Annotated in this window: 12 protein-coding genes and 1 pseudogene; 7 read left to right on the forward strand and 6 right to left on the reverse strand. The window is 61.9% G+C overall.

All coding sequences use genetic code 11. The features are described from left to right. Nucleotides 1-125: 125 nt before the first annotated feature. The 7 genes and pseudogenes from A5483_RS01665 (at nucleotide 126) to A5483_RS01695 (ending at nucleotide 8701) form a co-directional block, all read left to right on the forward strand. Nucleotides 126-2654: an ATP-dependent Clp protease ATP-binding subunit gene (locus A5483_RS01665; protein ID WP_002549658.1), complete on the forward strand. Its 2529-nt coding sequence runs from the start codon at nucleotides 126-128 to the stop codon at nucleotides 2652-2654. A 268-nt stretch (nucleotides 2655-2922) separates the two neighbouring features. Next, a complete protein-coding gene (locus A5483_RS01670) occupies nucleotides 2923-3693 on the forward strand; it encodes a LamB/YcsF family protein (RefSeq protein WP_042842917.1) in 771 nt (256 codons plus the stop codon). Further along, nucleotides 3690-4311 (forward strand): annotated as a pseudogene (locus A5483_RS01675) (5-oxoprolinase subunit B family protein). The gene A5483_RS01670 and the pseudogene A5483_RS01675 overlap by 4 nt, the downstream one beginning before the upstream one ends. Further along, nucleotides 4308-5177, forward strand: coding sequence for a 5-oxoprolinase subunit C family protein (locus tag A5483_RS01680; protein WP_063810812.1), 870 nt, complete (start codon nucleotides 4308-4310; stop codon nucleotides 5175-5177). The pseudogene A5483_RS01675 and the gene A5483_RS01680 overlap by 4 nt, the downstream one beginning before the upstream one ends. A 164-nt stretch (nucleotides 5178-5341) precedes the next feature. Further along, entirely contained in the window at nucleotides 5342-6829 is a 1488-nt protein-coding gene (locus A5483_RS01685) for a DHA2 family efflux MFS transporter permease subunit (RefSeq protein ID WP_063810813.1), read from the forward strand. 67 nt (nucleotides 6830-6896) lie between these two features. Then, nucleotides 6897-7796, forward strand: coding sequence for a TIGR01777 family oxidoreductase (locus A5483_RS01690; protein WP_063810814.1), 900 nt, complete (start codon nucleotides 6897-6899; stop codon nucleotides 7794-7796). Next, complete coding sequence (locus A5483_RS01695) at nucleotides 7793-8701, forward strand: rhomboid family intramembrane serine protease (RefSeq protein WP_002549607.1); 909 nt, start codon at nucleotides 7793-7795, stop codon at nucleotides 8699-8701. The genes A5483_RS01690 and A5483_RS01695 overlap by 4 nt, the downstream gene beginning before the upstream one ends. A 17-nt stretch (nucleotides 8702-8718) precedes the next feature. Here the strand turns inward: A5483_RS01695 and A5483_RS01700 are convergent, their stop codons facing one another. From A5483_RS01700 to hemC, 6 genes are all read right to left on the reverse strand, one after another. Further along, the gene (locus tag A5483_RS01700; protein ID WP_042842920.1) at nucleotides 8719-9273 is read right to left on the reverse strand and encodes a nucleoside/nucleotide kinase family protein; all 555 of its coding nucleotides are present in this window, start codon (nucleotides 9271-9273) and stop codon (nucleotides 8719-8721) included. Nucleotides 9274-9641: 368 nt separating this feature from the next. Beyond that, the gene (locus A5483_RS01705) at nucleotides 9642-10517 is read right to left on the reverse strand and encodes an HhH-GPD family protein (RefSeq protein ID WP_063810815.1); all 876 of its coding nucleotides are present in this window, start codon (nucleotides 10515-10517) and stop codon (nucleotides 9642-9644) included. After that, a complete protein-coding gene (hemL, locus tag A5483_RS01710) occupies nucleotides 10510-11817 on the reverse strand; it encodes a glutamate-1-semialdehyde 2,1-aminomutase (protein ID WP_063810816.1) in 1308 nt (435 codons plus the stop codon). Before hemL ends, A5483_RS01705 begins: the two co-directional genes overlap by 8 nt. Before the next feature lie 47 nt (nucleotides 11818-11864). Then, the gene (gene hemB / locus A5483_RS01715) at nucleotides 11865-12911 is read right to left on the reverse strand and encodes a porphobilinogen synthase (protein ID WP_002549529.1); all 1047 of its coding nucleotides are present in this window, start codon (nucleotides 12909-12911) and stop codon (nucleotides 11865-11867) included. A 29-nt stretch (nucleotides 12912-12940) separates the two neighbouring features. Then, on the reverse strand, nucleotides 12941-13666 hold the full coding sequence (locus A5483_RS01720; RefSeq protein WP_002549735.1) for a uroporphyrinogen-III synthase: 726 nt from the start codon (nucleotides 13664-13666) through the stop codon (nucleotides 12941-12943). Then, the gene (hemC, locus tag A5483_RS01725) at nucleotides 13663-14667 is read right to left on the reverse strand and encodes a hydroxymethylbilane synthase (protein WP_193790410.1); all 1005 of its coding nucleotides are present in this window, start codon (nucleotides 14665-14667) and stop codon (nucleotides 13663-13665) included. Before hemC ends, A5483_RS01720 begins: the two co-directional genes overlap by 4 nt. Nucleotides 14668-14703 lie beyond the last annotated feature (36 nt).

Consider the following 14703-nt stretch of genomic DNA (forward strand, 5'->3'; position numbering starts at 1 on the left):
AGACTGAGCACACAGGCCGGCGGTCCAGTGCCGTCGGTTGGTTGCATGAAGGTTTCGCGCAACCGCGGGTGGATTGGTCGTCCGGTATTCCGGTGATTGGTCTGCTCCACATACAAGGAGAGTTCATGTTCGAACGGTTCACCGATCGGGCCCGCCGGGTCGTCGTCCTGGCCCAGGATGAGGCCAAGGCCCTGAACCACAACTACATTGGCACTGAGCACCTGCTGCTCGGGCTCATTAGCGAGGGCGAGGGAGTTGCTGCCAAGGCTCTCGAGTCCCTCGACATTTCGTTGGAGGCTGTCCGCGCCCAGGTGGAGGAGATCATTGGCCACGGCACCTCGACGCCGACGGGTCATATTCCCTTTACGCCGCGTGCCAAGAAGGTCCTTGAGCTGAGCCTGCGCGAGGCGCTCCAGATGAATCATTCTTACATTGGCACCGAGCACATTCTGCTTGGCCTCATTCGGGAGGGCGAAGGCGTTGCTGCTCAGGTACTGATCCGGCTGGGTGCTGACCTCAACACGGTACGCAATAGCGTCTTGCAGTTGTTGCAGGGATATCAGGGTGACGAGCGTCAGGCTGCTACTTCTGGTGCCCCCGAGGCTGGCCCGCAGCAGTCCTCGGCGACGATTCTTGACCAGTTCGGCCGTAACCTCACCGACGCCGCCCGTGACGGCGAGCTCGATCCTGTCATCGGGCGCGAGAGGGAGATTGAGCGGGTCATGGTGGTGTTGAGCCGTCGCACTAAGAATAACCCGGTTCTTATTGGTGAGCCTGGCGTCGGTAAGTCTGCCTGTGTTGAGGGTCTGGCTCAGGCCATCGTGCGCGGAGACGTGCCCGAGACCTTGCGTGACAAGAAGATCTACTCCCTGGACCTCGGCTCCATGGTTGCTGGCTCACGTTACCGCGGCGATTTCGAAGAGAGGATGAAGAAGGTCCTCAAGGAGATTAAGAACCGCGGCGACATCATTCTGTTCATCGACGAGATCCATACCCTTGTCGGTGCGGGTGCTGCCGAGGGGGCAATCGACGCTGCTAGCATGCTTAAGCCGATGCTGGCCCGCGGGGAGCTGCAGACCATCGGCGCGACGACCCTTGATGAGTACCGCAAATACATCGAGAAGGACGCTGCTCTGGAGCGTCGTTTTCAGCCGATTCAGGTGGATGAACCGTCGATCCCGCTGGCCATCGAAATCCTCAAAGGTTTGCGCGATCGCTACGAGGCCCACCACAAGATCACCATCACCGACGAGGCAATCACCTCGGCGGCGAATCTCGCGTCCCGCTATATCCAAGACCGCTTCCTGCCGGACAAGGCCATCGATCTCATTGACGAGGCCGGTGCCCGGATGAACATCCGCCGCATGACGGCCCCGCCGGATCTGCGCGAATTCGACGAGCGGATCGCTCACGTGCGGGTGGAGAAGGAGGCCGCCATCGACGCCCAGGATTTCGAGCGTGCTGCTGGGCTGCGCGATGACGAGAAGAAACTTCTCGCCGAGCGTGAGGCCAAGGAGGAGGAGTGGAAGCAGGGCGACGAGTCGGTGCCAGCCGTGGTCGGCCCCGACGAGATCGCCGAGGTGCTCTCTGGAGCTACCGGCATTCCGGTCTTTAAGCTCACGGAAGAGGAGTCCCAGCGTCTACTCCACATGGAGGATGAGATCGGCAAGCGTTACGTCGGTCAGGAGGACGCCGTCAAGGCCCTGTGCCGTTCTATCCGACGCACCCGCGCCGGCCTTAAGGATCCGAAGCGTCCGGCAGGCTCATTCATCTTCGCTGGCCCGTCGGGTGTCGGTAAAACCGAGCTCACTAAGGCGCTTACCGAGTTCCTCTTCGGTGACGAAGATGCCCTCATCACCCTCGACATGAGCGAGTACTCCGAGAAGCACACCGCGTCGCGGATGTTTGGTTCCCCGCCAGGATTCGTCGGATACGAGGAGGGTGGCCAGCTCACCGAAAAGGTACGTCGCAAGCCGTTCAGTGTCATTCTCTTCGACGAGATCGAGAAAGCCCACCCCGATATCTTCAACTCCTTGTTGCAGATCCTTGACGAGGGTCGTCTCACTGACGCCCAGGGCCGTGTCGTGGATTTCAAGAACACCGTCATTGTGTTGACGACCAACCTCGGTACCCGCGACATCTCCAAGTCGGTCAACCTCGGCTTCTCCAAGGCTGACGACGTCGAGTCCAGCTACGAGAAAATGAAGGCCAAGGTCACCGAGGAGCTCAAGGGGCACTTCCGTCCCGAGTTTCTCAACCGCCTTGACGAGATCATCGTCTTCCACCAGCTCACCCCGCCCGACATCCTGCGGATTGTCGACCTCATGGTGGGACAGTTGGAGGATCGTCTGGCTGACAAGGACATGGGCATCGAGGTCACCCCGAGTGCCAAGGAGCTGCTGGCCAAACGCGGTTTCGACCCGCTGCTCGGCGCCCGTCCGTTGCGTCGGACTATCCAGCGCGACATCGAGGACGTCCTAGCGGAGAAGATTCTGTTTGGCGAGGTCAAACCTGGCCAGATCGTGGTGGTCGACGCTGCACCAGAAGGTTCCGAGGAGCCTTTTGTGTTCAAGGGTACGGAGCGCTCCGAGCTGCCCGACGAGGTGCCTGAGGAGTTCACCTCCTCGGCAGGGGAGAATAACGACGGTCAGTAAAGCTGACACTGATTGACGGTTGCGGCCTGGCGTATCGAACGCCTGGCCGCAACCGTGCGTTTGGAGTGAAGCCGTCGGCCGAGGCGAGCAATCCGATAACGGGTAGCACGACGATGAAGGCCGTCACGGCGGGAATACCCACATGGTGCGTTCCTTTCTTGCTTCCGGGGGATATATGGCGTCACTCCAGAAGCGACTGGAACCATCGGGAGGCAGCTTTACCACGGGGCGTGTTGACCGGGAGGGATCTCAGCGCCACCCTTATGTCATGGCAACTGTTGATCTCAACGCGGACATGGGGGAGTCTTTCGGATCGTGGAAGATGGGTGACGATGAGTCCCTGCTGAAAATTGTCACCTCTGCGAATGTGGCCTGCGGATTTCATGGCGGCGACGCCGTCGTCATGGGGCGGACTTGCAAGGCGGCTGCGGAGCAGGGGGTGTGCATCGGCGCTCACGTGTCTTACCGGGACCTCGCCGGGTTTGGCCGCAACTTCATCGACGTTGACCCCGCACGGCTGCGTGATGAGATCATTTACCAGTTGTCAGCGCTGCGTGGAATTGCTGCGGTTCATGGTGCCTCGGTGCGCTACGTCAAGCCCCACGGCGCCTTGTACAACACGATCGTTTACCACCACGACCAGGCCCAGGCAGTTGTCGAGGCGGTTAGAGCTGTGAACTCCGCTACCGGCACTGATGTGGCCATTCTTGACTTGCCGGGGGCTCTCGTTCTTGCCCTTGCTGAGCAGCAGGGCGTCCGCACTCTGAATGAGGCCTTCGCCGATCGGGCTTACAATCCCGACGGCACCTTGGTGCCACGTCGCCAGGAGGGGTCGGTATTGCATGACCCGGATGAGGTCGCCGAGCGCGTCGTGACGCTGGTGACTCAGGGATCGGTGACGGCCATCGACGGCACCGAGGTACCGATCAAGGCCGATTCGGTGTGTGTTCACGGTGACACCCCAGGAGCTGTTGCGATGGCCACGGCAGTGCGTGATCGCCTTGCCAACGCTGGGGTCGAACTGCGAGCTGCCGCATGAGGTTGCTGCCGGCCGGGCGCACGGCAGTGCTCGTCGAGCTAGACGATGCCGGTCAGCGTCGTCGCCTGCATCAGACCTTGATCGAGCATCCGGCGGTGGGAACAGTAGATCTCGTTGCGGCCCAGACGACGGTGCTCATCGACGTCGAGTCACCTGCCCAGCTACCGGGAGCAGTCGCTCATGTCCAGGAGCTTGTCGCCGCGGGATTGGACGGTGTTTCGGAACGAGCCCGAGAAGCCGTCGGGGTGCCAGTTCGCTATGACGGACTGGACTTATCTGACGTGGCGGACCTGCTCGACATGACTACGGACGAGCTGGTGAGACGCCACAGTGGCCAACAGTGGACGGTGGAATTCGCCGGGTTCATGCCCGGATTTGGGTACATGTCCGGAGCTGATTGGCCTTACCGGGTCCCGCGTCGGCATACCCCCCCGGACCAGGATTCCGCCAGGCAGCATCGCCTTAGCTGACGGATTCACCGGTGCTTACCCGCAAGCCTCCCCAGGCGGCTGGCAGATCATTGGCACAACTGATGCAACGTTGTGGGATGAGCAGACTGACCCGCCGGCTCTACTGCTCCCGGGAGCCGTCATCAGATTCCAGGTGGTGAACTCATGACGTACTTCGTCGTGGAGGCAGCCGGGCCGAGAACCCTCATTGAGGACGCTGGACGCCGCGGCTGGGCGGATCTAGGAATCAGTGGCTGCGGAGCATGGGATCGCCAGGCCTATCTGGACGGTGCCCGGCTCGTCGGCAATGGTGCTGGCTTGGGGTGTCTGGAGATTCTGCTCGGGCCGGTGCGGCTGAGGTGTGTCGGGGGACCTGTTCTAGTTGCGGTAACTGGGGCAGATGCCCAGGTAGAGCTGGACGGAGCGCCCCGACCCAGTGGCTGGGGATTTCTCGTCACAGATGGTCAGACGGTGAGCATCGGCGTGCCAACAACCGGCTTGCGAAGCTATTTTTCCGTGACCGGAGGGATTAACGCGACGTCTACCTTTGCTAGCGTCTCTGCCGATCCGACCCGTGGGATGGGCCCCGCCCCGCTGAAGGTAGGTGACCGCGTCAACGTCGGTGATGGCCCCGCCGGCCTCATCTCGACGACACCGGTCAACATTCCCCAGGCGCCGATGGAACTCGTCCTTCATGGGGTGTGGGGGCCTCGCGACGATTGGTTTACCGATGCTGGCAGGCGTTGCCTGGAGCAGACGCTCTGGCGAGTCGGGGAGGCGAGCGATCGTGTCGGAACGCGGCTGGAAGGGCCACCCCTGGAAAGAGCGGTGACCGGGGAGCTGACGAGTGAGCCGATGATGCGCGGCGCGATCCAGGTACCTACCTCGGGAGTGCCTCTGGTCTTTGGGCCCGACCATCCGACGACCGGAGGTTATCCAGTTGTTGGGGTTGTTGATCCAGAAGATGCTGACCGTCTTGCCCAGGCTCGAGCAGGGGTCGTTGTGAGGTTCGTGATGATCGTTCATGACTGGTGACGGCAACTACGTTGAGATCTCAGCTGCAAGCATGATGCCTAGTCCAAGGCTTGTTTTCGGACGTGATCCGGCTGGCTTTCGCCACGATGTGGTCGGCTTTTTCGCCGACCTATCGGGGTACGATTGTTCCTCGGTCTGACTTTTTCTTTCCTCTAGGAGACCTCTTGTCACCCGAACAGTCGTCTGGTGGGCATGTCGAAAACTTTGCTCGGGATCGAGACGGACACATTGTCACTGAGGAGCAGGCTTGGAGTGCCTTGTGGGCCCTCCTCATCGGCTTCTTCATGATCCTCGTTGATACGTCGATCGTCACAACCGCTCTGCCGGCAACTATCCGTGCCCTGAACGCCAACCTCAACCAAGGCGTGTGGATCACGAGTGCCTATCTGCTCACGTACGCCGTCCCGCTGCTGATTACCGGGCGCATGGGTGACCGTTGGGGTCCGCATCGTATGTACATCATCGGCATGGTCGTCTTCGGAGTTTCTTCACTGGCTTGTGGCCTATCCCCGACGATTGGCATCCTCATCGCTGCTCGGGCCGTTCAGGGCATCGGTGCTGCCCTGATGACCCCGCAGTCCCTGACGATGATCACCCGACTCTTTCCCCCGGACAAGCGTGGTGCTGCTATGGGACTGTGGGGGGCCACTGCCGGTGTCGCGAGTTTCGTCGGTCCTGTGCTCGGCGGCATCCTCGTTGACACCCTGAGCTGGGAATGGGTCTTCTTCGTCAACGTACCGGTTGCCGTCATCGGACTGTGGCTGGCTATCCGTAATGTGCCCGCCCTTGAAACCCACGGCCACGCGTTTGACTGGCTTGGAGTAGTCCTGTCGGGTATCGGCATGACCCTGCTGGTATTCGGCATTCAGGAGGGAGAGCAATACAACTGGGGAACGATCACTGGCATCCTTTCGGTGCCGCTGCTCATCGTCCTCGGCGCGGTTTTTATGGCGCTCTTTGTCGTTTCGCAGACGCAGTGGGCGCAGACTCGTCTGCATGCTCGTTCGAACAACTTCGAACCGTTAGTTCCGCTGCGACTGTTTACTAAGCGCAATTTCGCTCTCGCCAATATCGCGATCTTCCTCGTCGGCATGCTCGTAACTGCTTACTTCCTGCCGACGGCCGTCTACCTGCAGAACGTGCGTGGCAAATCCCCGACGGCGGCCGCCTTATTGCTGATCCCAACCGCTGTCGTCTCCGGTGTGTTGTCTCCGGTTATTGGACGGCTTCTCCAGCGCCGCCGGTCGGGCCGGATGGCTGCGATTGGCGTCGCGCTATATGTGATCTCCTCGATCGGATGGTGGCTGTTCACGGTGCCGTCTACCGGCCTGTGGGTGTTTCCGCTGCTGTCTACCATCACCGGCGTTGGTGCGGCTCTGACCTGGAGCCCGATCTCTCTGGTTGGTACCGATGATCTTGGCCAGGCCGATGCTGGAGCTGGTTCGGGTGTCTATAACGCCACCCGTCAGGTCGGGTCAGCGCTGGGGTCGGCTTTTATCGCGATGATGATGGATGCCCGAATCACGGCTCGTCACGATCTGGGGCGAGGCCTCGGCGAGTCGATGTTTATTACGATCACTGCTGGAACGATCTGCGTGATCGTCTGCGCATTCTTTGCAGACTTTCAGCGTTCGCGCCAGCGCAATTCTTGAGCGCATTTCATTGTGAGGCCAGTGGACGGCGCAAGTAAGCCCTTTGCTGGCCCCGTAGGATGACCATATGAGGATTGCCATCGGAGGGTTTGCCGGTCTTATCGGCACAGCACTGGTGCAGCGGCTGCGTAAGGAAGGTCATGACGTTGTCACGCTGACTCGTCATGAGCCCACCCAACCCTCTGATCGACGGTGGGATCTTGACACCCTCTCCATCGCACCACCGTTCCTCGATGACGTCGACGCAGTGGTCAACTTGGCAGGAGCACCGATCGCTGGCGGACGGTGGACTGATGAACGTAAGACTCGCATCCTTGCCTCCCGCATTGACTCGACGCGCCTGATCGTTCGCGCTTTGGCATCCTCGCCGCGCTGTCGTGTTGTGCTCAATGGTTCGGCGGTCGGCTACTACGGTCCGCGCGGCGATGAATGGCTTGACGAGAACGATTCTGCCGGGGCGGGATTCCTAGCCGAGGTGTGCCAACGCTGGGAGTCAGCCGCAAACTCCGCCCCTGACGGGGTGCGGGTAGTAACCCTGCGAACCGGTCATGTCATGAGTTCCTTCGGCGGTATGCTCGGTAAGGAGCGACCGCTCTTCCAGATTGGCCTGGGCGGAAAGATCCGCGGTGGCGATCAATACATGTCGTGGATCAGCCTGCACGACCACGTATCGGCAATGATGAGGATTCTGACTGACGACTCCATGAGCGGACCAGTGAACCTCGTTGGTCCGAACCCGTGCACCAATGCCGAGTTCACAAAGACGCTGGCTAAGGCGATGCACCGTCCATCTGTGATGCCATTCCCGGTCCCAGCAGCAAAAATGATCTTCGGGTCCCAACTCGTCGACGAGACGCTGTGCTCAGGGCAGCGGGTCAAGCCAGCCAAACTCCTTGAGCACGGATTTGAGTTCCGTGACACCTCCATTACCGAATCAATCACCTCAGCACTTGCAGGACGCCGATGAATCAGAACAACCAACGTCCAGACAGTTTTTCTCGCCCCGACGAGTGGGGATCGTGGCAGGATCAACCACAGCAGAACCACAGCAACGCAACGGGGTCGGCTCCGCACGCCAGACCGTCGCAGCCAGACGAGACGACGGCACCTCAGCCCGAGCCTTACCGCTCGGCTGACGTAGACCCCTCATGGGCGCCTCCTTCGGCGTCGTACCAGCAGGCGCCTCCCCAGCCGGTTGCCCGAGCAAAGCGCCATAGTGATGTTCCGGTCGTCACGTGGACCCTCATCGGTATTTGTTTCCTGGTGTGGATAGGAGAGTGGTTAAGCCCTCAAGTACGTGAGGGAGTTGTGCTGGCGCCACGAGTCGGATTCATCGAGCCATGGCGACTCGTCACCTCGATGTTCGGGCACGCGCTGAGTATTTTCCATATCGGCTTCAATATGTACGCGCTGTGGGTCCTTGGCCGATCCTTGGAACCCTTCCTAGGACGCGCCAGGTTTCTCGCTGCCTACCTCATGTCTGGCCTGGGTGGTGGGGCGCTGTTCTGCCTGATGGCCACTGCGAGTGGGACCGGGACGATCCTTCCGAACGTTGACGACGGTGTCGTCGGGGCCTCGGGTGCGATTTTTGGCCTCTTTGGGGTGCTGCTCATCGTGCAGCGACGCCTCGGAGTCTCGACACGGGAATTATGGATCGTGTTGGCTATCAACGCCGCCCTGTTGCTCTTCATTTCTGGGATCTCATGGCAGGCCCACCTTGGGGGTTTTCTCACCGGAATAGTGTGCGGGGTCATCTTCTTCGAAGATCCTAAACGCGTTCGGTCTGGCAAATCCCCGCAGACGTGGCCTCGAATGGCTCTGCTGCTGCTCATCATGGTGGCGGCGTTGGTGGTCAAATATCTGGTGGTTTGAGATGCGCTTGGTAGCGATCAGGAGATCGTGAGATCGGCGAGATCAGCCGGTCGGTGACGTGCGATGTGTAGCCTTTCCTGAATGGCCCACATGGCCCAATGGTCGCGAAACTCTGGGTCCCGGGTTAGCGCTCGATGACGCCTCAGCGGTGCGGGGGTTTCGCACCACACTCGCAGGGACGCCAGGGATACATTCGTCGGCGTCAATACTCCGCAGCCTTCGATGATGACAGGGCGATTCGCATCCAGGATGACTTCGTCGTCGAAGCTGTCCTGATACCAGTTCCATCGCCGGTAGCGGCGTTTGGTGACGAGATCACGCAGATCCCACACTGCTGACAATCCGGACCAGCCGGGGTACAGGTCGTCAGCGTGGACGAGCTGCCAGTCGGCGTGGTGACAGATGAGGGTGTTGGCCAGGGTGGTCTTGCCTGCCCCAGAGCGCCCATCGATGAGGACAACCGGCTGCCCGTGTCGTGGAGGTTCAGCGAGGATACGTTCCTCCAAGAGATCAGGGCGGTTGGCGGCAATGAGCATCCCACCAGTCTCGTCCTCCTGGGCCAGGGAAAGCAACGGTGGGGCGGTCAGCCAACCAACAAGGTACGGGCCGAGGAATCCACCCAGGTTGCCTAATGCATTGATCAGACCGAGCCCTCCTGCGAGAACCTCGACTCTGCGCTAGGCCCCCTGGAATGGCCCAGTAGGGGCCATGTGGCGAGTACACCCCGATGGCGACGATTACCAGGAGAACGATGTTGACAATCGATGGTGTACTGACTGGCCGATAGCGGGCGCGACGGACATGAGCCCCTTGACCGCGGTGGGAATAACCATAGACACCGCTCATGAAACACAGGTAGATAGCACACGTGCGTGCTGCGAGCGGCGGCTAGGTACCCACCATCGCCATCGATGACCGGTCGGCCTGAATCTTTCTCAGGTCACAGGCTGACGAGGCCGCCTCGTTGGTGCACTAAACCGTCATCGAGTAATGACCCCAGGCATCTCGACGCCTGAACGGCCTCGGGCCAGGCTGAAAGGGCCACCTGAACCTCCACTCCGTGAGGGCTGTTGCGCACCACGTCCATAATCACGCCGCGGCACTGACGATCCGTGCCCTTCCACGGCTGACCTCGACGGGGAGGGGCATTGTCTGGCTTGCCGTCGATCACCCACCGGCAATGATCCCGGATCGGGCAGGCCTCGCACTGGGGAGACCGTGCCGTGCATACCAGTGCCCCCAATTCCATTGACGCCACTGCCCACTTGGCGGCCCGGGCATCTTCCTCGGGAACCAACGCGTCGGCGACTACCCGTTCAGCCCTCGTCACCGAGGTTGGACAGTTCGCGATCCCAGACTCTGCTCTGGCGATGAGGCGACGCACATTGGTGTCAAGCACTGTGGCGCGGCCGCCAAACGCGAAGGAGACGACTGCGCTAGCGGTGTAGTCGCCAATACCCGGGAGGGCGACGAGCTCGTCGTAACTGTTGGGCACAACCCCGTCGTGCTCGGTGGCGATCGTGACGGCACAGGCATGCAGGCGCAAGGCCCGACGCGGATAACCCAGGCGTCCCCATGCGGCGACCGCTTCCCCGGAGTCTTCCTCCGCTAGATCATCAGGGGTGGGCCAGCGGTTCATCCACTCGTGCCACGGGGCGACTACCCGGGACATCGGGGTCTGTTGGCTCATGACCTCGCTGACGAGCACACCCCACGGGGAGGTGCCGGGCCGACGCCACGGCAGATCGCGTCCGTTGGCGTCGAACCAGTCACAGACCGCTTCGATGACCTGCGGAGTCAGCCCGGTGTCAGGCACTGATCACCCGGGCGGCAGCCTCGGCGGCCTTCGGCAGTGCGGCGCGGAAAACCTCGAAAGCTTCGTCGTCGTGGGCGTCGGAGAGGAACCAGGCTTCAAAGCACGATGGCGGCAGGTTGACCCCGGCGTCCAGCATCGCGTGGAAGAACGCGGTGTAGGCCTCGGCATTCTGAGACTTGGCGTCGTCGTAGTTGCGCACTGGGGAGTCGACGCCGAGGAATACGCTGAAGAGATTCCCGGCGTTCTGTAGACAGTACGTGATGCCGGCTGCGTCGAGCGCGGATGCGAGCTCACCGCGCCATTTCTCGGAGCGGGCATCGAGGCGCTGATACACCCCGGTGTCGGCCAGCTGCAGGGTTTTGACACCCGCGGCAGTGGCCAGCGGGTTACCGGACAAAGTGCCTGCCTGGTAGACGGGGCCGGTGGGAGCCAGCAGGTCCATGACATCGGCGCGCCCCCCTAGTGCAGCTAGCGGCATTCCGCCGCCGACGACTTTGCCGAAGGTGAAAAGATCGGGAGCGAATTCCTCGCCGGCCTGCTGCAAGCCCCAGAATCCCGACGGGCTGCACCGGAATCCGGTGAGTACTTCGTCGGTGATCATGAGGGCGCCGTGCTCGGTTGTGAGGCGACGAATCGCGGCATTGAAGCCGGGCTCGGGCGGAACAACTCCCATATTGGCCGGGCAGGACTCCACGATCACTGCGGCAATGTGGTCGCCATGTTCGGAGAACACCGCCTCCAGGGCTGCGACGTCGTTGTAATCCACCACGATCGTGTCGGCTGTCGAGGCAGCCGGCACACCGGCCGAACCCGGCAGACCAGCCGTCGCCACACCGGAACCGGCGGCGGCGAGCAAAGCATCGGAATGGCCGTGGTAATTACCCGCGAACTTCACGATGACGTCACGCCCAGTGGCGCCACGGGCTAAACGCACTGCCGTCATCGTCGCCTCAGTGCCCGTCGAGACGAAACGCACCTTTTCGACCGGGGCGATGCGCTCGATGATGGCGTCCGCTAGTTCGGTTTCGGTGCGGGTCGGAGCGCCAAAGGACAGCCCCTTCGATGCGGCCTCCTGAACCGCACAGACGACCTCGGGACGGGCGTGCCCAAGCAGAGCTGGCCCCCAGGTACACACCAAGTCGACGTAGCGAGTGCCTTCGGCGTCCCAGATCCACGGACCCTGGGCCTTCTCGATGAAGCGGGGAACCCCGCCCACCGAGCCGTAAGCCCGCACCGGGGAATCAACCCCGCCGGGAATGACGGCCTGGGCGGCGGAGAACAGTTCGGCGTTGGAGGTCATTTCTTCCTTCCGGTGTTTGGGCTGGTGGTGAGCATGATCACGAAAGATTAGAGGTCTTCGCGGAACATCTGGGCGGCCTCGATTGCCCAGTAGGTCAACACGAGATCGGCACCGGAACGCACGATCGAGGTGAGGGACTCGCCGATGCAGCGGCGGCGATCGATCCAACCGTTAGCGGCAGCGGCTTCGAGCATGGCGTATTCGCCGGAGACCTGGTAAGCGGCAACCGGAACCTGCGACACCTCGGCGACGTCGGACAACACGTCGAGGTAGTGAGAGGCGGGCTTCACCATGACCAGGTCGGCTCCCTCGGCGAGGTCGAGCAGGGTTTCGCGCATACCTTCTCGGCGGTTCGAGGGATCCTGCTGGTAGGACTTGCGGTCACCCTTGAGGGAACAGTCAACGGCGTCGCGGAAAGGGCCGAAGAAGGCCGAAGCGTACTTGGCCGAGTAGGCCATGATCGACACGTCGGTGAATCCTTCACGGTCCAGGGCATCGCGAAGAACAGCAATCTGGCCATCCATCATCCCCGACGGGGAGACCATGTGAGCTCCGGCACGCGCCTGGGCGACCGCCATCGCGGCGTATAGCGGCAGAGTGGAGTCGTTATCGACACGACCATCAGGGGTTAGGGCTCCGCAGTGACCATGATCGGTGAACTCGTCCAGACAGGTGTCGGCACAGATCACTAGGTCGTCGCCGACGGCTTCGCGCACCGCAGAGATGCCGGCGTTAAGAATGCCCTTCGGGTCCCAGGCTTGAGAACCGATTTCGTCTTTGTGCGCCGGGATACCGAACAGGTCGATACCACCGATACCGGCCTCGGCAGCTTGGGTGGCAAGCTCCTTGATCGATTCGGTGGAGTGCTGGAATTGGCCGGGCAGACTACTGATTTCGACGGGAGAATCCACCCCCTCCTTGACGAACACCGGCAGCATCAACTGGGCGGGGGCGACGCGGGTTTCAGCGACCATCCGGCGCATCGCAGGGGTGGTGCGTAGGCGACGCGGACGGGGAACAGGACGGAGCTCCTCGGGCAATGGCTTGACCCCGGCCATGCGGGGATCACTGGCATCAGGCAGGTACAGGTTCATGACTAACTTCCTTTGCGAACGGTCGTCGGTCAGGCGACCAAGGATTCAACCGCCTCAAGGACGGCCTCAGGAGTGGGGGAGGAGGCCACCGCATGTGCTGGGTGACCGAGTTTCTCGAGCGTTCGTGCGGTGGGCTCGCCGAGGGAGACGAGCTTCTGACGACGCCATCCCAGCGGCTCCACCAGCTCGACGAGGGCGCGCCCCACTGAGGAGGCGGTGACAACGACGATCCCGACAGACGGCCACGACTGGGCGATGACTTCGGGTAGTTTCTCGACGGCAGCGGTCGTGTAGACCTCGCGTCGGTTTACCGTGCAGCCGATCTTCGTCAGCCCGTGCGGCACGGTATCGGCGGCTAACTGGGACGTCGGCAAGAGAATGCTGGCGGCCCCACCTGGCCACTCGGCGACCAGACCGGTGCCGCTGTGATCGGCGGGGACGAAGTCGACGTCAATCCCGCGTGCCTGCAGCGCAGCCGAGGTGGCGGCACCGACCGCAGCCACTTTGATGTGGGGATTGGGCAACGGGTTAGGGAGTAGTCCGACGGTGGTCTTTGAGGTGACGACCAGCCAATCGGCCTGCCACAGGTCGGGGTCGGTGAGTTCCTCGGCCTGCGGCAGTTTGACGGTGCGTGTCAGCGCCGTATGGATCACCCCATAACCGGCCTGCTTTAAGGTCGTTACGAATTTGTCGTGGGGGTCATCACGGGGAACGACAACTGGGGGCTTGATGAGATCGGCGGGGTTGGTGGTCATCGAGTGCTTCCTGAAGCTTTGAGGTCGGCAACGTCGGCGGCGCCGTCGTCCAGCAGCTCCTCGGCAGCCGTCACTCCCAGCGTATGCGCCGCAGCCAGTGCCGGATCGACCTCTTCGGGTAATTCGACGCTGACGTGTTCCCGGATGGTGCGGGAACCGTCGACAGCAGCGACCACGACATCCAGGGTTAAGACCTCTGGGGTTTTTCCGGAAGCAGGGTTGAGCTGAGCTAATGCCCCGATGGGGGCAGCGCAGCCCGCCTCCAGATGGGAGAGCACCGCACGCTCAGCGGTGGCGGCCAGCCTGGTTTTGCGGTCGTCAATCTTTGCCAGCGCCTTGGCGAGCGTACCGTGACGCGAATCAGTGGTCCGGCATTCGACGGCTAGCGCTCCCTGGGCCGGGGCAGGCAACACCACCGACGGGTCGAGAAACTCAGTGACGGCGTCGCTATGACCCAACCGAGCTAGCCCGGAGGCGGCGAGCACGACGGCGTCGAGGTCCTCTTTGCCGCCGCCCTTGGCGTAGCGGCCTAGTCCCCTGACACGACCCAGTCGGGTGTCGACGTTTCCGCGGATGTCGACGATCGTCAGGTCTGGTCTTGCCGCCAACAATTGCGCTGCCCGACGTGGCGAGCCCGTCCCGACGCTAGCTTCCTGCGGGAGGTTACGAAGGGTGAGCCCGTCACGAGCTACCAAGGCGTCACGCGGGTCTTGTCGAACCGGAACAGCGCCGATCGCCAGCCCCAGCGGACGCCCAGTCGGTAGGTCCTTGAAGGAGTGGACGGCGATGTCGGCCTCTCCCTCAAGGAGGGCCGCCCGGATAGCTGAGGCGAACACTCCGATTCCTCCCATTGCTGCCAATGAGGCGGTCGACGTGTCCCCGTGAGTAGTGATCGTCGTCAGATCGACGTCCAGCCCCTCCGATCTGAGCAGCCCAGCAACCATCTCTGATTGAGTGGTGGCCAGGGTGCTAGCACGGGTTCCTAGACGGATAACAGACATGTTGCCCATTGTGGCACTCAATACTGACGCCGATTC

Source organism: Cutibacterium namnetense (assembly GCF_001642025.1).
Classification (GTDB): domain Bacteria; phylum Actinomycetota; class Actinomycetes; order Propionibacteriales; family Propionibacteriaceae; genus Cutibacterium; species Cutibacterium namnetense.

Bases quoted from the DNA above. Each gene is read 5' to 3' on its own strand.
- A5483_RS01720 (WP_002549735.1), bottom strand. From the start codon at position 13,666: ATGACCACCAACCCCGCCGATCTCATCAAGCCCCCAGTTGTCGTTCCC.
- A5483_RS01690 (WP_063810814.1), top strand. From the start codon at position 6,897: ATGAGGATTGCCATCGGAGGGTTTGCCGGTCTTATCGGCACAGCACTG.
- A5483_RS01680 (WP_063810812.1), top strand. From the start codon at position 4,308: ATGACGTACTTCGTCGTGGAGGCAGCCGGGCCGAGAACCCTCATTGAG.
- A5483_RS01695 (WP_002549607.1), top strand. From the start codon at position 7,793: ATGAATCAGAACAACCAACGTCCAGACAGTTTTTCTCGCCCCGACGAG.
- A5483_RS01665 (WP_002549658.1), top strand. From the start codon at position 126: ATGTTCGAACGGTTCACCGATCGGGCCCGCCGGGTCGTCGTCCTGGCC.
- A5483_RS01670 (WP_042842917.1), top strand. From the start codon at position 2,923: ATGGCAACTGTTGATCTCAACGCGGACATGGGGGAGTCTTTCGGATCG.
- hemL (WP_063810816.1), bottom strand. From the start codon at position 11,817: ATGACCTCCAACGCCGAACTGTTCTCCGCCGCCCAGGCCGTCATTCCC.
- hemC (WP_193790410.1), bottom strand. From the start codon at position 14,667: ATGTCTGTTATCCGTCTAGGAACCCGTGCTAGCACCCTGGCCACCACT.
- hemB (WP_002549529.1), bottom strand. From the start codon at position 12,911: ATGAACCTGTACCTGCCTGATGCCAGTGATCCCCGCATGGCCGGGGTC.